Below are 19,045 nucleotides of genomic sequence, written 5' to 3' on the forward strand. Positions count from 1 at the left end.
ATACCTATTGCGCTTTTTTGCGAAAAGCCCCGCTATTTCTTCATTTTTCATCATTCTTTCACAGTATGAAGGTTCTTTTTCACAAGCTGTAAGGTACGGGTCCCGGATAGAAATCGAAAGACGAAATCAGCCTGTCAAAACAGCCCAAGATAAGAAAGCCTGAGGCGTAAAAAAAGAAGGTTGATCCAACCTTCTTGCTTTGATATTGAAATCTGAGCTATTCAGCCTGGGGTACAGGCATGGAAGCCGTGTCAGTTTCTGCTTTTTTCATATTTTCCCGCGCGATGGACAACATCAGCTTAATCCGATTTTCCTGATTGACCTGCGTTGCGCTTGGGTCATAATCAATCGCGACGATGTTGCAGTCCGGATCCTGTTCGCGGATTTTGCGGATCATGCCCTTGCCAACGATATGATTGGGCAGACAGCCAAACGGCTGGGTACAGATAATATTCTTAAATCCCGATTTATTCAGTTCAACCATCTCGCCGGTCAATAACCAGCCCTCGCCCATCTTCGCGCCCAAACCGATAATCTGCTCGGCGCCTGCTTTCATTTCAGGGAATGAGCCTGGCACGTCAAAATCGGAATAAGTGCGGATCGCGTCGATCGTCATTTTCTCCAGTTTCAGCACCAGTGAATAGACGAAACTCATCAGCTGTTTTTTGACGAAACCGCCGCCGTACAGCTTGACGTCTTCAACGCCGTTGTAGACGCAGTACAACATGAACCCCATCATCCCCGGCAGCTTTACCTCACATTGCTGCTCCGCCAGAAACTTCTCCAGGCTGTTGTTGCCCAGCGGCGAATATTTAATATAGATTTCACCGACGATGCCGACTTTGACTAAGTCCCGTTTTTGCCGCTCAATCGCGGCGTAAGACATGACGATATCGCGCATATTGCGCTTCATATCGCCGATGGATAAGCCCTGACGGTGATCAAACTGACGGCTGAGGTCGTCGATCCAGTGCTGGCAAAGCTGATCGGCAGTGCCGGATGCCACTTCATACGGCCGCACCTGATTGGTCAGATCCATTAACAGATCGCCATAGACCAGCGCGCACAACATCTTCTGCAGCATCGACAGGCTTAATTTAAAACCCGGCTGGGAATCCAGTCCCGATAAATTCAGAGAAATAACCGGGACAAAACCGAGATCTGCTTTTTTCAAGGCTTTGCGAAGCAGATAAATATAATTGCTCGCACGGCAGCCGCCGCCGGTCTGCGTAATGATCAGTGCCGTTTTGTGAACGTCGTATTTTCCGCTTTTCAGCGCGTCGATCATCTGGCCGATGACCAGCAGTGCCGGATAACACGTGTCGTTATGGACATATTTCAGACCCTGCTCGACAACTGAAGGACCGGTGTTTTCCAACAGCTCGACGTTGTACCGGCTGTGGACCAGCACGTTGCGCAGCAGCTGAAAGTGGATCGGCGCCATCATCGGAATCAGGATCGTGTAATCCTTCTGCATTTCTTTTGTGAATAAAACTTTATTGTCAGTCATGATGTTCTTCCTCCTGCTTCAGCGCGGCGAACAGGGAACGCAGACGGATTTTGACCGCGCCCAGGTTAGTGATTTCGTCGATTTTGATCTGCGTGTAAATCTTGCCGTGTTCCTCAAGAATCTCCCGCACTTCGTCGGTTGTGATCGCGTCGACGCCGCAGCCGAAGGAAACCAGCTGCACCAGATTCATCTTTTCCTGCGTCGCAACATAGCGGGCTGCGGCATACAGCCGGGAGTGATACGTCCATTGGTTCCAGACGCCCAGCTCCTTCTTGCCGACTTCCTCGTTGATGACATCCTCGCTGATGACCGCCGCGCCGTAGCTGGTGATCAGTTTGTCGATGTCATGGGAAACCAGAGGATCGGCATGATACGGCCGGCCCGCCAGCACGATGATCTGACGGTCGTCCAGCTGGGCCTGCGTGATGATTTCCTGACCCTTTTGCCGGATTGTTTCCAGATGCTGATCATTTGCCTCATACGCCTTCTTGCTGGCCTTGATGACCTCGCGCAGACCGACGCGGAAGTGCTGGTTCAGAATCTTATGAACCTTGATCGGGAAATTTTTCTGACGATGGATGCCGACATAATCGTAGATGAAATCGCATTGCGTCACCTGCTGCATATTGGCGGCGATGACTTCCGGATAGTAAGCGACGACCGGACAGTTATAATTGTTGTCGGCATTTTTTTCACGCATGTTGTAGGTCATGCACGGATAGAAAATCGCCGGGATCTGTTGGTCGAGCAGCGATTGGATCGCGGCGTGAACCAGTTTGGCCGGGAAGCAGATCGTGTCGGAAGGAATTGAGTTCTGCGCTTTCTGGTATTTTTCCAGCGAAGCGAAGCCGGAGGTGACGACCTCGAAGCCCAGCTCCGTGAAGAAGGTGTGCCAGAATGGAAGCAGCTCCATCATATTTAAGGCTAACGGCAGGCCGATTTTCCCCCGCGGTCCGGGAACCGGCTTGTACTGGCCTAACAGCTCGCGTTTGACGGCGTAGATATTCAAGTCCTGAGCCGTGCTTTTTTTCGTAACCGGGCGTTCGCAGCGGTTGCCGCCGATATATTTGCGGCCATCGGAAAACTGGTTGACGGTCAGCCGGCAATGGTTGTTGCACAAACCGCACTGGACATAGCGGATCTCGTTGCGGAAATGTTCCAGCTGATCGAGATTTAACAGCGACGACGCATCCGGGCAATGGCGCAGGGCGTGCAGCGCGCAGCCGTAAGCGCCCATCAGGCCGGCGATATTCGGCCGGATAACCTCGGTGTCGAGTTCCTGCTCGAAGGCCCGCAGCACTGCGTCGTTGTAGAAGGTGCCGCCCTGGGTGATGATATGTTTGCCCAAAGACTTTGCGTCAGCGGTCCGGATAACCTTATATAAAGCGTTTTTAACGACGCTGATCGACAGGCCCGCGGAGATTTCGTCAATCGTTGCGCCGTCCTTCTGCGCCTGCTTGACTGAGGAATTCATGAAGACTGTGCAGCGGCTGCCCAGATCGACCGGATGTTTGGCGAACAGGCCGAGCCGCGAGAAATCCTCAATTTCATAGCCCAGCGCGTTGGCGAAGGTCTGCAGGAAGCTGCCGCAGCCGCTGGAACAGGCTTCGTTAAGGAAGATGTTGTCGATCGTGCCGTTATGAATTTTAAAGCATTTGATATCCTGACCGCCGATGTCGATGATGAAATCGACGTCCGGCATATATTTGCGGCTGGCGGTGAAATGCGCCATCGTTTCCACGATGCCGGCATCGACGCCGAAGGCGCTGCGGATCAGATCTTCGCCATAACCGGTGACGCAGCTGGACACGATTTCCATCCGCGGGTTGGCGCGCATCAATTCGATCAGCGCTTCCCGGACCAGCTGCAGCGCGTTGCCCTGATTGGGCTGATACATCGAATACAGGATTTCTTCCTGCTCGTTGATCAGCACCATTTTGACCGTCGTGCTGCCGGCGTCAATGCCCAAAGCGCAGCGGCCGATAATTTCTTTCGGTTCATGAACCCGGACCTGATTGCGCTGATGCCGCTCGCTGAACCGGCGGTATTCGTCCTCATCCGCAAACAACGGCGGCAGGGAACGCACAAAGCTGGACGCGTCCATCGTCTGCAGCTGTTCGATCGCGTCGGCGAAATTCACCGGATCTTCCGCTAATAACGCGGTGCCGATCGCGACGTAATACAGGCTGTTTTCCGGACAGACGCCGGTGAGCTTCAATGTTTTATCAAACGCCGCGCGCAGTTCGCTGTTGAAGGTCAGCGGTCCGCCCAGATAGACGACGCGGCCTTCGATTTTACGCCCCTGCGCCAGTCCCTGGATCGTCTGATTGACGACCGCCTGATAAATACTGGCAGCCAGATCTTCTTTATCCGCGCCCTGGTTGATCAGCGGCTGGATATCCGACTTGGCGAACACGCCGCAGCGGGAGGCGATCGTGTAGAGTTTTTCCGCCTGTTTGGCGGCTTCGTTCATTTCTTCCGCGCTTAAGTTTAAAAGCGTGGCCATCTGGTCGATAAACGCTCCGGTGCCGCCAGCGCAGGTGCCATTCATCCGGACTTCCAGACCGCCGCTGAGAAACAAAATCTTCGCGTCTTCGCCGCCCAGCTCGATGATGCAGTCGACCTCCTCGAGTCTTTTCGTCGCGGCGATCCGGGTCGCGTACACTTCCTGCACAAACGGCAGGCTGCATTTTTCCTGCAGGCCCATCGCGGCGGAGCCCGATACTGCTAACGCCATGGCCGGCTGATTGTATTTGGCGGATACTTTCTGCAGCACCTCGATCAGCTTTTCCGTGATCTGGCAGCTGTGCCGCTGATAATCCTGATCAATGCAGCGTCCCGCGTCATCCAGGACGACATATTTGATCGTCGTCGAACCAATATCTATTCCTAATCGCATGCTTTGTCCCCCTGATTCTGTTTCATCATAACGGCGTTTAACAACCGCAGTCCCTCCATTATCTTATCCATATTTTCGGGATCGGTGTATTCCAGCCGGCGCCGGATCATTTCATTAACGTTTTCCTGAACCTGATGGATCAGCTCGTGACTTTTGGCGGTGTTGATCAAAATCACGCTGCGCTGATCCTGCGGATCCCGTTTTCGCTTTAAGAAGCCGCTTTTCTCCAGCCGCTGCGCAATCAGGCAGAGATTGCTGGTAGTCATGCCCAGCCGCTGCGCCAGAAGGCTGAGTGTGACCGGACCATTTCGTTCAATTTCCGAAAGAACCATCGCCTGCGGGCGTGTTAAACCGTAGGGCGAGTAGAACTGATTCAACACATGATTCATGTGATTGTTCACGCTTCGTACAAGATTCATAAGCTCATTTTCATCAGCTTCATAGTGCATACCATCATCTCCAATTCAATTCTTAATTCTTGAATAATTAATGCATTAAATATTAACCGTTTAAATAAAAAAGTCAATTCGATTGACTGAAATTCTTTTTCTTTTCATCTTATTTTCACTTTCAAAATTCTATTTGCCGGGGAATTTGATATAATAAAAACAGTTAGGAAGGATAAGTATGAAAAAACGGCTGGATACTTCGCTGCTGGTCTGGATGAACCGTCCGTCCCTTTGGACGATCGGGCGCAGCCGGATCATCTTCAGCACAGAACCGGCGACGGATTTCTGGATCAACCAGGCCCGTCAGCTGAATAAATTCAACGGGCACGCGCTCTTGCTTCCAATCCGTCAGGATTTTACGCTGACGGTGACGATTCGCGCGCAGCTGCATGAAGTTTATGATCAGCTGGGGATTTTTGTCATGAGCGATCCTTCCTGCTGGTGCAAGGCGGGAATTGAATATCGCGACGAACAAGCGTCGTCGGTCTGCTCGACGGTGACTTATGGCGGTTTCTCTGACTGGGCCGGCATGCCGATCTCCAGCGGCATTCATACGCTGACGCTGCGGCTGCACCGGTGGCAGAATGAATTCCGCGTCGAATTTTCGTTTAACGGCCAGAAATTCAAATGGCTGCGGGAGTTTGCGCTGCCGTTGACCGAGGGTGTCGCGCAGGTTGGGTTTTATGCCTGCAGTCCCAAGAATTCGACGTTTGACGCTGAGTTTTTTGATATGATGATTGAAAGCCTGCAATGGGAAGAAAAGAGGAATAAATTATGACCCCAGAAGAGCGTTTAATTCGCTATGCGAAAATCAACACGGTTTCGGATCCGGAAAGTCCGACCGTCCCCAGCTCAGCCTGTCAGCTGGATCTGTTAAAGGTATTGAAAGAAGAAATGGAACAGCTGGGTATCCAGGAGGTTCGGGAGGATCAGGGCTATCTGTACGGCAGGATCCCGTCAAATCTAGACTATGAGGTTCCAACCGTCGGCTTTATCGCGCACATGGATACCGCGCCGGATTTCTGCGGCGAAGGCGTCAATCCGCGGATCATTCCTCAGTACGACGGCAAGGATATCGCGCTGAACGACAAAATTACGCTGAAGGTCAGCGATTTTCCGAATATGGCACGTTACACAGGCCAGGATCTGATCGTTACCGACGGCAATACGCTGCTGGGGGCGGACGATAAAGCGGGCATCGCAGATATTCTGACGATGGCGGAAACGCTGCTGACGCACCCGGAGATCAAGCATGGCGAGATCCGGATCGGCTTTACGCCGGATGAGGAAATCGGCCGCGGCGCAGATTTGTTCGACGTTGCGAATTTCCACGCGGATTTCGCGTATACGGTCGACGGCGGCGAGATGGAAGCGATCAGTGATGAAACGTTTAACGCGGCCAGCGCGAAGGTCACGGTTCAAGGCTTCTCGATCCATCCGGGCAGCGCGAAGCACAAGATGATCAATTCTCTGAACGTCGCGATGGAATTCCACGCGATGCTGCCGGTGTTCAATCGCCCGGAATATACCGAAGGCATTGAAGGTTTTAATCATCTGAACAATATGGAGGGCAATGTTGAACAGACGGTGATGGAATATATCATCCGCAATCATGACAGCGAGCAGTTCCAGGCGCAGATGGCCACGATGAAGGCAGCGGAGACGTATATGAATCAGAAGTACGGACAGCCGCTGGTGCAGGTGGAAATTAAGGAATCGTATCGGAATATGAAGGAAATCCTGAAGGATCAGGAATGGATTGTAGATCTGGCAAAGCAGGCGATCACGGAAGCAGGGTTGCAGCCATGGGTGGAAAAAGTCCGCGGCGGCACCGATGGAGCGCGGCTGACGTTCATGGGGCTGCCATGTCCGAATTTGGGCACGGGCGGGGCGAACTGCCATGGCCGTTACGAGGTATGCAGCGTGCAGGAGATGCACAAGGTGGTTGAGATTCTGCTGAACATCGTAAAAGCGACGACGAATTTGAAGAAATAGAAAATGAAAAGGCTGAACTGGAATAGTTCAGCTTTTTGCACGATCAGCTAAAGAGGGGGAGTGTCAATGGAACCGGATCGTTTGAAAAGGGTTCTCCGGCAGTGGCTGCCGGGAGAAGAACCAATGATAATAGAAGAAATTCATAGTGGTATTTCCAGTCATGCCCGCAAGATCATGTGTGGTGAAACTCAGGGAATTTTCAGGGAAATCGCGTCGGAAGCTCATGCCAAGACGGAAGCGGAATTCGCCGCTGTTTTGGCGCCGCAGGGAATTGCACCTGCTTTGAGGCTCACAAAAACACACGCTGCTTATGTGCAGGATCAGGGACGGTTCTTTAATTTTCAGGAATATTTGCAGCCTTCGCCGGACAGACCACGGGGCGTGGAGCTGGCCGCGCATATGGGAAAGACCGTTGCGCTGATGCAGAAAGTTTTGTTTCAGGAGCGGATGACTCTGCCAGTTGTTCCTGATCGGTTTGCTTTAGGACAACTGAAGCAGAAAGCACAATGCCGGTTCGCATGGTTTCCGACTGCGGTCACAGCTGAGCATCAGGCTGCAATTCATAGTTTGCTTCAGGACAGCTTGATAATCAATCTGCGTGAAGATCAGCCGATACACGGAGATTTGGGATTGTGGAATATGCTTTGGACAACCTCGGGTCTGCGAATTATTGATTTTGGCGAAGCCCGGCTGGGCGACGGTTATTTTGATTTGGCCGCCAGTCTTTCCTCGTGTATTCAAAGCGAACCCGATCACGCGCTGTATCCTTTAATGATCGAAGCCTTTTTGCACAGTTATAGCGAAACATATCAGGCGATTGACAGAACCAAACTGTCAGCCGTAATTCGCTGCTGGTTATTACGAGGAATTTTAGCCGTCATCAGCTTTCAAGCTCCGGAAAGTTGGAATGCACTGATCACAAAGTATCTGGATTTAATCAGTGAATTGAACACGATTCTCATTCCGTGAGTTTGTTTTCTTTTCTTAATCTGACTCGTCGTGGATAGACCTATCTTCTGGTTGACGAGAAGTTGGATTTCAGGTCTGCCTATTCTGATAAGATCAAGAAATAAAACAGGAAGTCAATCTGACCGCTGAGGCAGACGTGGACTTCCTGTTTTTTTGAGCATTATCTTCTTTTACAATTTCTTTTCAAACAGGATGAAGTCAGTATCGTACATCCGGCAGCTGCCTTTCTCTTGAAAATCAGCGCCGCGATACAAGGCCAGGGCGGGTGCGTTTTCTTTGGCCGCCAACAGCTGAATTCCATCAGCGCCCCGTTTACGTACTTCTTCTATTAAAACTTGCAGCAGGAGCTTGCCATATCCCTGCCCCTGAAACTGCGGATCTACGGCTAAACGGCTTAATTCCAGAGGGTGAAGCAAAGCCGTGCGGTATTCTAAATCTTTCAGTTCATCCGCCGGCGTGATCGCACCCGCCGCGACGATCTCGCCCTGTTCGTTTTTCAAAGTCATTAATCCCTGGCGAAGATAATCTTGTTCCACAAAATCACGGGTCGGGTATTCGTCATCCCAACTGCCGCGGCTTGTTTCAACACAACGTCGGTACAGCTGGTAAATAAGATCAATTTCTTCTTCGAAAGCGGCTTGAAAAGTAAGCATCAGGCGTTCTCCTTCTTTCAATAATGAATGGAATGGGGATTTTTTACAAAATAGGGGATTCTTACAATGTGTCTTGTTTATCAACTAATGAATAGGAAGCAAATAGCCGATAAAGAGAATCGGGTATCTGAATTGCTACGGTTCTAAAACGCCGCAGATCGTTTTTCTTTGTCCGCCCGCAGTGTCAATCCAACAGAGTTTTCCGCTTTGAACGTCCGGTTTGGCATAAACGAAAGCGTACAGTTGACTCAACTGCCAGGCTCGCTGCCAGTCCTGTTCATTTGCCGCAGTTTCGATCGCGTCGGTTAGCACATCGCCGAAGCCGCCGCCACTGGCGAAGTCATTCTCCCATTCCTCAATGACGGACTGACTGAAGTGGAGTACGGGAACTTCAAATTGAAAGTGAACAAAGGCGATTCCAATTAAAATCAAGCTTAAAAAAATATTCAGAATCCGTATTTTCTTATTCATGATCAACGTCCTCCTGCAGCTGGCCATGATTGAAAACCAAGGCTTGATCTGCAATCACACGCGATTTAAGCTGTGATTTTAATTGAGGATCGACCAGCCAGAGAAGGCGGATTTGATCATTTTCATGGAGTTTTACGGATTGCCCGGGAAATATCACCTGTAACGGATGATCGTTAATTGACGCAAGCAGACAGCTCCGTTCGCCTAATGTCTGAAAAAACGTTTGTTCCTCATAGGAATAGGGCTGAAAGATGATTTCCGCTTGTTCGTTGTCAGCGTTTTGTATTTGAATATTCCAGAAATCCTGCGGCTGGATGTCGGCAGGGGCAAACATCAGCTGACGGATGCTGCGCATCTCCGGCAGAAAAAATAAGCAGCCTGAAATCGCCGCGATCAGAATTACCGAACATTTCCAGCTGTCCACAACCCGTTTCCACTTTGTCATGATGACGCCTTCTTTCTTTTTCTAAGGGCATTGATAGTCCCTTAGCTTAAGGCTATTATAAAGGAAATCCCGGTCGACAACAATCGTCCCGGAACAATCGTCATGAATTTGTCAGTTTCAAAGTGACGAACTCGTCATGTGCTTGGCAGAGAGATCGGTTATAATAAAATCAGGTGATAAACATGAATAAAATTTGCTGCGTAGAGGATGACAGCGCGATCTTAACGGCGCTGCAATATACGCTAAGTCAGGAAGGCTACCAGGTCATGACTGCGATGACCAAGACGCAGGGGCTGGAGTTAATCCAACAGGAGAGCTTTGATCTGGTGCTGCTGGACGTGACGCTGCCGGATGGCAGCGGCTATGAGATCTGCAAGCGGATGCGCGAGGACTCCCGGCTGAAAGAAATCCCGGTGATTTTTCTGACGGCCTGTGACGATGAGGTCAATATTGTCATGGGGCTGGACCTGGGGGCGGACGATTACATCACGAAGCCGTTTCGCGTGCGTGAGCTGATTTCCCGGATGAATTCCGTACTGCGCAGGGCCGGAAAAAAACAGGCCGAAACGACGATCAATTATCAGGATTTAAGCATCAATACGATCGCTGCGCGGGTGTTTAAGAATAATCAGGAAGTCTTTCTGACAGGCATGGAATACCGGCTTTTATTAATTTTGGCGACGCACCGCAATCAGGTCATGACGCGCGACCAGCTGTTTGAAGCGATCTGGGATCTGGGTGGGGAATACGTCAATGACAATACGCTGACGGTTTATATTAAGCGGCTGCGGGAAAAGCTGGAGGATGATCCGGCGCATCCGCAGCTGATCCGGACGATCCGGGGGTTAGGCTACAAACTGGGGGAATGACAGATGCGAAATCGTGAGATCAAAATTTTTATCCTGGGCTGCATCGGATTATGCCTGCCCTTTTTTCTGATCGCCGCGGCGGCGTCCCGGGAGATGCTGATTGTCTGCGTCAGTCTGGCCGCTGTTTTGATCAGCGCGTTCTGTCTGTTTACGGCGTGGCGCTACCGCCGGCTGCGGCAGCTGAACGATCAGATGCGCAGAGTCCGGGAAGGTCTTTATCAAATGAATCCGCAGGATTATGAGGAAGGCGAACTGAGTATTCTGCACAGCGAGATCTATAAGGTGACGGTTCAGCTGCGGGAAAGTGCGGAACAGCTGCAGGCGCAGCAGCAGTTTCTTTCCGATTCGCTCAGCGATATTTCTCATCAGCTGAAAACGCCGCTGACCTCGATGATGATGATGGTCGATCTGATGCAGCAGCCGGACATGGATCCGGTTCGGCAACAGGAATTTCTGCGCTTGATCGCCGCCCAGCTGACGCGGATGCGCTGGCTGATTCAGTCGCTGCTTAAAATGGCGAAGCTGCAGGCCGGGGCGGTGCAGTTTTTACCCAATTCCATAACGATCCGTGCCCTGATTAACAAGGCGTTGTCCCAAGCGGAAGCGGAGATGCTGCGGAATAATGTGGAATGGGTGCTGGAATGTCCGGAATCGTTTGTTTTGACGGTCGATGAAAACTGGACGGCGGAAGCGCTGGGGAATATTCTGCGCAACTGCGCCGAACACGCGCCCAACGGACAGATCCGGATTCTCTGTACGCGCACAGCCCTGGTCGATCAAATTGTGATCGAGGATAATGGGGAAGGGATCGATCCGCAGGATCTGCCGCATTTATTTGAACGATTCTATCGTGGCAAAAATGCGAAGCCGGACAGCGTCGGTATCGGCTTGGCGATGTCTCAGCAGATTCTGGCCGCGCAGGATGGGACGCTCAGCGTGGAAAGTACGCCAGGCCGGGGATCGCGGTTTTTAATCCGGTTTGTCCGCCAGGTGATTTAACATGACGAATTTGTCATCCACGGTTTCATCGGCGTGTCATCCGTTTCGTTTATATTGATTGTGTCAGGAGGAATACTCATGGAAATATTAAGCGTGCAAAACTGCAGCCGGTTTTATGGCCGCGGGGCGCTGCAGATCACGGCGTTGGATCATGTCAGTTTTACGGTGAATAAAGGCGAGTTTGTTGCGATTGTCGGACCTTCCGGATCAGGAAAATCAACGCTGATGCATATTCTGGGCGGCGTCGATCAGCCCAGCGAAGGTCAGGTCGTCGTTGACAAAACGGTGATCACGGACTTAAAGGAAGATAAGCTGGCGGTGTTCCGCCGCCGTCAAGTTGGTCTGATCTACCAGTTTTACAATCTGATTCCTGTGCTGACGGTCGAGGAAAACATTACGCTGCCGCTGCGTCTGGACGGACGCAAAGTCGACCGGGACACGGTCGATCAGCTGTTAGAGCAGCTGGGATTAACCAAGCAGCGGAATTTTCTGCCCAGCCAGCTTTCCGGCGGGCAGCAGCAGCGGGTGTCGATCGGAAGAGCACTGATTCATCATCCGGCGATCCTGTTAGCGGATGAGCCGACCGGCAATCTGGACAGCCGCAACACTCAGGAGATCATGACGCTGCTGAGAATGTCGAACAAGCAGCGCAATCAGACCTGCATCGTCATCACTCATGATGAAAATATCGCGCTGCAGGCCGACCGCATCATCGCGATTGAAGACGGACGGATCAGTTCCGATCAGGTGATCCGGCAATGAATATCCTGCATCAATATACCTTTCAATCGCTGAAGGTTAACCGCCGGCGCACGTTGTTCACGGGGATGGGGATCGTCATCTCCGTCGCGATGATCACTGCCGTCAGTGTGTTCGCTTCCTCGTTTCTTGATTATATGGAACGCAAGGCGGTCTATGAAACGGGCGACTGGGAGCTGGCTTACAGCGATCTCAATGAAACTGAAATTCAGTATTTAAATACGGATAAACAGGTGGATCACACCTTTATGGTTGATGATCTGGGCTACGCCGTCTTACCGGAAAGCCAGAACGAATACAAGCCGTATTGGTTTATCCGGGCCTGCGACGAGGAAGGTTTCCAGCGGCTTGGCCTGCATTTAGTCTCCGGTCGGCTGCCGGAAAATGAAAACGAGCTGTTGGTTTCCGAGCATGTTGCCTACAATGGCGGTGTTGAAATTGAATTGGGTCAGACGATTACGCTGCAGACAGGCCAACGGGTACTGCAGGAAAGTCCGGATCAGCCGTTAAATCAAAACAATCCTTACGATCCGGAACAGCCGGAAACGATCGTTGATCTGCAGCCGCGAAATTACACTGTCGTTGGAATCATGGAACGTTCGGATCTGGAACCGCGCTGGTCGCCGGGCTATACCGCGATCACGGCCCGTTCCGAAACCGATCCCGGTGTGGATCCGGTTGTGTATGTTAAATTAAAACATTCCGGTCAGCGGCCGCAGGAAGATTTTCCACAGCTTCAGATCAAGCTGTATCCGGCCACAGGGGTGAATAACAACGTCCTGCGGTTTCGCGGTCCATTCTGGGAAAACAGTTATTTCGCCATGGTTGCCTCAGCGGCGACGCTGACATTGTTGATTATCATCACCGGATCGGTATTTCTGATTTATAACGCATTCGCGATTTCACAGACTGAACGCAGCCGGCAGTTCGGGATTCTGGCCAGCGTCGGCACGACTTCCCGTCAGAAATTCTGGTGTGTGGTTCAGGAAGGGCTGATGATCGCGCTGGCGGCCATACCGATAGGCGTGCTGGCGGGGATCTGCGGAATGGCGGTAACGCTGCGCGTGATTAATCCGATGCTTCAATCGTTGGAATTCCTTTCCGCCGATGTTCCGTTTCATACGGTGGTTTCCTTTCCTGCGGTTGCTTTGACGGTAATTTGTTCCGTAGTGATGATCGTTCTTGCCTGTTGGCTGCCGGCCTTAAAAGCCGCGCGGATGACGCCGATCCAGGCGATTCGTCAGCCGCAGAAAGTGAAGCTGAAACGCCGCCATCGCTTTTTATCCTTCGCTGCGGGAAAATTGTGGGGCATCGAGGGCGAACTGGCTGTCAAAAATATCCAGCGCAGCGGCCGCAAAGCCGGACTGACCATTTTATCGCTGGCGGTCAGCTTAATTCTGTTTACGACGGTGACCTCGGTGATGACAATGATGATTCAGGCCGTCGGCATGACCAGTCAGGATGAACTCGCTGACGCCTGGGTTACGGATTATTCTTCGCATTCCTTCCTCGAAGAAAAGCCCAGCTTCACCCAGCTTCGCCAGCTGACTTCAGTCGCCGGCACCCAGCGGATTACCCAGGTGTATGCCGCCGTGCATACGCAGAATCTTGACTTCGACGACTACTGGTCAGGGATTGGGGAAGAATATCCGGCGCTGTTGTTTGCGGTGGATGACGAAACATACGCACGAATTCTGACTGAAAATTCGATTTCGGAAGCGGCAATGGCGAATCCTGCTGACGGCGCGATCCCGGGGATCCTCTTTAACCGTTATCGAGCGCAGATCGCAGAGAACGGGAAAAAACGGTATGCGGACGTTCCGTTCTTGAAAAGTATACCGGACACCCTGAAGATCTCGATCGGCGACGCGGGAGAAATGCTGACGATAAAACCAATGGCGCTCGCCGCGGATATGGATCTGTATTCCAGTGAAATCGTTTACGGCGGCAATCTCGCGGTGCTGATTCCGGTTTCGGATTTGAATACGCTTTTAACAGAAGCGAAAGGTTCGCGGTCTTACAGTGATAAGCTGTATCTGCGGGCAGTCCCAGGGCAGCAGGAGACAATGCTCCAGCAGATTGATGAAATTGGCAAGCAGAATCTGACGCACAGCTTCAGCTGGTACAGTCCGGTTCAGAATCAGCGGGAAGATAAAACGCTGCTGACGATTGTTTCCATCTTTATCTACGGATTTATCACCTTGATCTGCATGATCTGCCTGGTCAACGTTATCAATACGATCTCGACCAACATCGCGCTGCGGCGCAAGGAGTTTGCGATGCTGCGGTCAGTAGGCATGGATGAAAAGAAGTTCAACCGCATGATCCGGCTTGAAAGTCTGTTTTACGGACTGGGCGCGGCAGCCATCGGCATTCCTGTCAGCTTGTATCTGATCACCTTGCTTCACTACAATTTGATGCAGGGAAGTTTCTGGTTTTCATTCGCAATGCCCTGGCCGATGATTCTGGGCGGGGTCGCCGTGCTGATGCTGATGGTCATGACGATGATGAGCTATGCGACGCGGAAAGTAAGAAAAGAAAATATCATTGAAACGCTGAAGGAAGAAGAATAGCGAGAATAAAAAACGGAGTCCGCATGGATTCCGTTTTTTTCAGGTTAAAACTGGAATTCAAGAATCAGGAATTCCGAACAGGATAACCCGGCTGATCTTCCAGCGACTTCAGATCGCGGAAATTCTGAATCTGGGCGGAGTGCTGCGAAGGAAAGGGAAAGGCAGATCTTTCTGTTTTTGAACCTGCCGAAGGAGTTGAAGCATCTGCGGATTCTCCTGGGCTTCGATCAAGGCTTCAAGATCGTCGTTCAGCTGATCCTCTGGAAGCCGTTCAGGCGTGACGATCAGATCAGATTTCAGACACACAAGCTTGTCGGGCATAAAATCGTCATAAACATACCCATACTGATGGGTGCGGGTCGCGCAGAGGAACACATATTGCTGGCCGCCCCATTCCTCTAAAATCTGACCGCAGGCATATGGCGCAGGTTTGCGGACATAGGCGTTCTGTTTGTGTTTGGGCGGCGAAGTCCGCGACCGTGCTTTTCTGTTTTCCAAACGGATCCGGGAAAGAAGCTCCCAATCCGCCAGTCCGGCTATATCGTTGGCAGCGAGCTCGGATAACGGGAGCGTCTGCGTCTGGAGGGCATTGAAATAGAAGACTCTGTTGTTAATCCTGCCGCCGACAGCGCCCTCTGCGTTGGGGTTGCAGCGGGGAACAATCGTGCAGCTCTGTTCGCTGCAGTCCAGGATCAATCCGTGCGAATGCAGAAGATCCCCGGGCGCCGGAACGAGCGGAACAGGAAACCGGAAGGCCGGCCGGTTTTGATTTTGACGATGCTGCAGAATCAACCGTTTATTCGCCTGAGTTTGCACGACGGCGGGAACTGAACAGATCGGCTCGATCAGATTCGCAGCCGGAATGCGGAAGATCCGCCGCAGATCGACATGGGTATCACGGATTTGCGTCACGGCATTGGAAATAACGAACTGAGAAGCGGCGGGACACTTTTTAATCGGCTTGGATGAACAGTAAAACCCTGTTACATGATCTGTTTTCACCGCTGCGATCCAATAAGGCCGAATCTGGTGACCTTCCGGAATCTGATCCAGCTCTTTTTGAGGCAGCGGCATTAAGCACCAAACCAGATCTCCGCTATGAACCGGAAACGGAAAGACCGGCGGAGGCGGCAACGGGGCGGCCGCAGGTGAAACAACAGGCGCAGCCGGTTTTTTCCAGTGCGTCCGAAGCCTGCGGAACAGCGCCTGGAAAATGATCTTTAACTTTTTCATATTAAAGAATTTCTGCGATGACGACGTTTTTAACGATAAACAACACTTTCATTTTGACCCGGTTCTCGAAGGAATCATAAATCCGTCCGGCGGAATGGCAGCCTTTTGCGACCGTATGCACGCTGTTGGCAATGTAACCGCAGGGCACGTCGCTTTCTGTAACGACTTTGATCGCTTCACTGTCAAAACTGTTTTCTGGTTCCTTGACGCCGGTCAGGATTTGACCAACCTTGAAGATATCAGTTCCGAAGAATTGGTGTGTTGCGACGATCGTGATGTAATTCATGAATTTCACTCCTTTTTGTATTTACAGCGTCATTATAGTGCTTTAACTGTACAAAAAACCTGCCAGCTTTATAATAAAGACAGAGGTGAGTAGAGCGATGGAAAAGAAAACGAGCGTGCTGGCGGTTCTGGAGATTCTGCAGCGGGAAAGCGACCGCGATCATCCGCTGACAGCGGCGCAGATCCAACAGAAAATGGAGCAGCTGTATCAGTGCCCGATCGAACGGCGGACTCTGTACGCCAACATTCAGATGTTGAAGGAATTTGGTTATGAAATCAGCACCTATCAGGAAAATGGACACGGGTATTATCTGGATAACCGGGATTTTGAAGAATCGGAAATCATGCTTCTGTGCAACGCCGTGCATGCGTCCAATTTTATTCCCCGCAAGCATTCCAACGATCTGATCAAGAAACTCCTGGCGACCCAGAGCCACTACACCGCTCAAAAATATCGCAATATGGTTTATATTGATAATCTGCGCAAGAAAGACAATCAGGATTTCTTCTTCAGTCTTCAAATTTTGTTGGAAGCAGTGGAAGAAAAATGCGCGGTGGAATTCGATTATGTTCAATATAATGAAAAACTGCAGCTGGTTCCCCGCCGCACCGCACCCTATGTCGTTCAGCCAGTTTATCTGGTCTATGAGAATGAAAAAACATATCTGATCGCCCGCCATGAAAAGTACCGGGATTTCAGTCATTACCGTGTGGATAAGATCCGCAATATCCAAAAACGCGAGGCGCTGAAGGAACCGCTGGGGCCGCTGTGCGATCCTTACGAATACGCCAAGACAAAAGTTTACATGTACGGTGGGGAAGTGCTTGATTTTATTCTGTTATGCCACCGGCGGATTCTGGATGACATCGTCGATCATTTCGGCAGGGAAATTCAAATTGTCGTGCAGGATCCGGAGCATTTTATCACGCGGGTGAAGGGCAGCCGCGAGGGCGTGATTTACCTGGCGATGCAGTATGCGAAGTGGATGGAAATCCTGGAACCGGCCTCCGTCAGGGAAGAAATGAAGACAATTTTCAGCGCCGCGCTGAGCCGTTATGAGAAAAAATAAAAAAGTTTCTAAAACTTGTATACAAGTTAAGAAAAATGCGGTATGATAGGGACAGAAAGAAAAAGGAGGACGCGATTATGGATATTCGTTATTCTGTTAACCAGCGGGATTTCAAGCGCTACACCACAGATGAGATTCGGGATGAATTCCTGATTACTGATCTGTTCAAGGCGGATGAAGTTACCGCGGTTTATTCGCACGTCGACCGCATGGTCACTTTAGGCTGCATGCCGGTCAACGAAACGGTTTCAATTGACAAGGGCATCGACTGCTGGAAAAATTTCGGCATGCATTTTTTCCTGGAGCGCCGGGAAATCGGGATCTTCAACATTGGCGAACCGGGCGTGATCACTGCAGACGGCGTCGAATACAAAATGGGGCATGAAGATTGCCTGTATATCACGATGGGGACAAAGGAAGTCACCTTTGCGAGCGATGATGCCGCCCATCCGGCAAAATTCTATATGGTCAGCGCGCCGGCGCATAAGCCGTGCAAAACGACCTTTATCTCAATTCAGGATGCGAACAAGCGTCCGATGGGCGATTTAAAAACATCCAACGCAAGAACGATCAATCAGTTCATTCATCCGGACGTGCTGGAAACCTGCCAGCTGTCAATGGGCTTAACGCGGTTGGAAGAAGGCAGCGTCTGGAACACAATGCCGGCGCATACGCACGAGCGCCGCATGGAAGTTTATTTCTACTTTGACATCCCGGAAGACAACGTCGTTTTCCATATGATGGGCGAAGGTAAAGAAACACGCCATATCGTCATGCAGAATGAAGAGGCCGTGATCTCTCCGTCCTGGAGCATTCACAGCGGCTGCGGCACAAGCAACTATACGTTCATCTGGGCGATGGGCGGCGAAAACAAAGCGTTTGACGATATGGACAATATCCCGACGACAGAATTGCGTTAAACGCGTTCAACTCATACGAAAATGAATAAAAAAGGAGAAATAAAAATGGAAAATTTCATGAACAGCTTCTCTCTGCAGGGCAAAGTCGCCCTGATCACCGGCGCTTCCTACGGCATCGGCTTCAATATTGCCCGCGGCTTCGCAGCGGCAGGCGCAACGATCGTCTTCAACGATATCAACCAGGAACTGGTCGATAAGGGGCTGGCGGCTTATAAAGAAGAAGGCATTCCGGCACACGGATATGTCTGCGACGTTACCGATGAAGCGGCCGTCAACGAGCTGGTAAAGAAAATTGAAGCCGAAGTCGGCGTGATTGATATCCTGGTCAACAACGCGGGAATCATCAAGCGGATCCCGATGCTGGAAATGGCGGCTGCGGATTTCCGCAAAGTCATCGACATTGACCTGAACGGTCCGTTCATCGTTTCCAAGGCTGTCATTCCGGGCATGATCAAGAAGGGTCATGGCAAGATCATCAACATCTGTTCGATGATGAGCGAACTGGGACGCGAAACAGTTTCCGCTTATGCGGCAGCTAAGGGCGGCTTAAAAATGCTGACGAAGAACATCGCTTCCGAATACGGCGAATACAATATCCAGTGCAACGGTATCGGCCCGGGTTATATCGAGACGCCGCAGACCGCTCCGCTGCGTGTTGAAGGTCATCCGTTCAACAGCTTCATCATTTCCAAAACACCGGCTGCTCGCTGGGGCAAACCAGAAGATCTGATGGGACCGGCGGTATTCCTGGCTTCCGATGCTTCCGACTTCGTCAACGGTCACATTTTGTACGTTGACGGCGGTATTCTGGCTTACATTGGCAAACAGCCGCAGTAAGGTTTCTCGATCGATCATCAGAACGCTTTCCTGAAAAGGGGAGCGTTTTTTGTCGTGTGCCGGGCATGGCATACATCTAGTTGGTGAAAATCCAACCACGGGTATTTAC

Annotated in this window: 18 protein-coding genes; 10 read left to right on the top strand and 8 right to left on the bottom strand. The window is 51.2% G+C overall.

All coding sequences use genetic code 11. The annotated features are described in order from the left end of the window. Positions 1 to 217: 217 nt before the first annotated feature. Genes I2G61_RS15670 through I2G61_RS15680 form a run of 3 tightly spaced genes read right to left on the bottom strand, consistent with a single transcriptional unit; the run spans position 218 to position 4,858 of the window. Complete coding sequence (locus I2G61_RS15670; protein WP_072684822.1) at positions 218 to 1,510, bottom strand: 2-hydroxyacyl-CoA dehydratase; 1,293 nt, start codon at positions 1,508 to 1,510, stop codon at positions 218 to 220. Further along, positions 1,503 to 4,409: an acyl-CoA dehydratase activase gene (locus tag I2G61_RS15675; protein WP_195397665.1), complete on the bottom strand. Its 2,907-nt coding sequence runs from the start codon at positions 4,407 to 4,409 to the stop codon at positions 1,503 to 1,505. Before I2G61_RS15675 ends, I2G61_RS15670 begins: the two co-directional genes overlap by 8 nt. Beyond that, entirely contained in the window at positions 4,400 to 4,858 is a 459-nt protein-coding gene (locus I2G61_RS15680; RefSeq protein ID WP_072684824.1) for a MarR family winged helix-turn-helix transcriptional regulator, read from the bottom strand. Before I2G61_RS15680 ends, I2G61_RS15675 begins: the two co-directional genes overlap by 10 nt. Positions 4,859 to 5,036: 178 nt before the next feature. Between I2G61_RS15680 and I2G61_RS15685 the strand changes: the two genes are divergently transcribed. From I2G61_RS15685 to I2G61_RS15695, 3 genes are all read left to right on the top strand, one after another. After that, entirely contained in the window at positions 5,037 to 5,636 is a 600-nt protein-coding gene (locus I2G61_RS15685; protein WP_072684825.1) for a DUF1349 domain-containing protein, read from the top strand. Further along, positions 5,633 to 6,853, top strand: a complete 1,221-nt coding sequence (pepT, locus tag I2G61_RS15690) for a peptidase T (RefSeq protein ID WP_195397666.1) — start codon at positions 5,633 to 5,635, stop codon at positions 6,851 to 6,853. The genes I2G61_RS15685 and pepT overlap by 4 nt, the downstream gene beginning before the upstream one ends. Before the next feature lie 66 nt (positions 6,854 to 6,919). Further along, positions 6,920 to 7,822, top strand: coding sequence for a phosphotransferase family protein (locus I2G61_RS15695; protein WP_195548445.1), 903 nt, complete (start codon positions 6,920 to 6,922; stop codon positions 7,820 to 7,822). 170 nt (positions 7,823 to 7,992) lie between these two features. On the opposite strand, the gene I2G61_RS15700 is transcribed toward I2G61_RS15695, so the two are convergent. From I2G61_RS15700 to I2G61_RS15710, 3 genes are all read right to left on the bottom strand, one after another. Next, entirely contained in the window at positions 7,993 to 8,475 is a 483-nt protein-coding gene (locus I2G61_RS15700) for a GNAT family N-acetyltransferase (protein WP_195397668.1), read from the bottom strand. A gap of 135 nt (positions 8,476 to 8,610) precedes the next feature. Then, positions 8,611 to 8,946 carry a hypothetical protein gene (locus I2G61_RS15705; protein WP_195397669.1) on the bottom strand — a complete coding sequence of 112 codons (336 nt, stop codon included), beginning with the start codon at positions 8,944 to 8,946 and terminating at the stop codon, positions 8,611 to 8,613. After that, on the bottom strand, positions 8,939 to 9,391 hold the full coding sequence (locus I2G61_RS15710) for a hypothetical protein (protein ID WP_195397670.1): 453 nt from the start codon (positions 9,389 to 9,391) through the stop codon (positions 8,939 to 8,941). The genes I2G61_RS15705 and I2G61_RS15710 overlap by 8 nt, the downstream gene beginning before the upstream one ends. A 182-nt stretch (positions 9,392 to 9,573) precedes the next feature. On the opposite strand from I2G61_RS15710, the gene I2G61_RS15715 reads away from it, so the two are divergent. The 4 genes from I2G61_RS15715 (at position 9,574) to I2G61_RS15730 (ending at position 14,591) form a co-directional block, all read left to right on the top strand. After that, positions 9,574 to 10,260, top strand: coding sequence for a response regulator transcription factor (locus I2G61_RS15715; protein ID WP_072684830.1), 687 nt, complete (start codon positions 9,574 to 9,576; stop codon positions 10,258 to 10,260). Between the two features lie 3 nt (positions 10,261 to 10,263). Further along, on the top strand, positions 10,264 to 11,259 hold the full coding sequence (locus I2G61_RS15720) for a sensor histidine kinase KdpD (RefSeq protein ID WP_072684831.1): 996 nt from the start codon (positions 10,264 to 10,266) through the stop codon (positions 11,257 to 11,259). 78 nt (positions 11,260 to 11,337) lie between these two features. After that, entirely contained in the window at positions 11,338 to 12,021 is a 684-nt protein-coding gene (locus I2G61_RS15725; RefSeq protein WP_072684832.1) for an ABC transporter ATP-binding protein, read from the top strand. Then, entirely contained in the window at positions 12,018 to 14,591 is a 2,574-nt protein-coding gene (locus tag I2G61_RS15730; protein ID WP_072684833.1) for an FtsX-like permease family protein, read from the top strand. Before I2G61_RS15725 ends, I2G61_RS15730 begins: the two co-directional genes overlap by 4 nt. A 108-nt stretch (positions 14,592 to 14,699) precedes the next feature. Here I2G61_RS15730 and I2G61_RS15735 read toward each other — a convergent pair whose 3' ends face one another. Together I2G61_RS15735 and I2G61_RS15740 are read right to left on the bottom strand one after the other, a co-directional pair. Then, a complete protein-coding gene (locus I2G61_RS15735; protein ID WP_072684834.1) occupies positions 14,700 to 15,824 on the bottom strand; it encodes a hypothetical protein in 1,125 nt (374 codons plus the stop codon). A 1-nt stretch (position 15,825) separates the two neighbouring features. Further along, a complete protein-coding gene (locus tag I2G61_RS15740; RefSeq protein WP_072684835.1) occupies positions 15,826 to 16,110 on the bottom strand; it encodes a hypothetical protein in 285 nt (94 codons plus the stop codon). 97 nt (positions 16,111 to 16,207) lie between these two features. On the opposite strand from I2G61_RS15740, the gene I2G61_RS15745 reads away from it, so the two are divergent. From I2G61_RS15745 to I2G61_RS15755, 3 genes are all read left to right on the top strand, one after another. Beyond that, on the top strand, positions 16,208 to 17,179 hold the full coding sequence (locus tag I2G61_RS15745; protein WP_072684836.1) for a YafY family protein: 972 nt from the start codon (positions 16,208 to 16,210) through the stop codon (positions 17,177 to 17,179). A 77-nt stretch (positions 17,180 to 17,256) separates the two neighbouring features. After that, positions 17,257 to 18,099 carry a 5-dehydro-4-deoxy-D-glucuronate isomerase gene (gene kduI, locus I2G61_RS15750; RefSeq protein WP_072684837.1) on the top strand — a complete coding sequence of 281 codons (843 nt, stop codon included), beginning with the start codon at positions 17,257 to 17,259 and terminating at the stop codon, positions 18,097 to 18,099. A 45-nt stretch (positions 18,100 to 18,144) separates the two neighbouring features. Further along, positions 18,145 to 18,936, top strand: coding sequence for a gluconate 5-dehydrogenase (locus I2G61_RS15755; RefSeq protein WP_006061286.1), 792 nt, complete (start codon positions 18,145 to 18,147; stop codon positions 18,934 to 18,936). Positions 18,937 to 19,045 lie beyond the last annotated feature (109 nt).

The organism is Holdemania sp. 1001095H_141210_F2 (assembly GCF_015558105.1).
In the GTDB taxonomy this organism is placed as follows: Bacteria; Bacillota_I; Bacilli_A; order Erysipelotrichales; family Erysipelotrichaceae; genus Holdemania.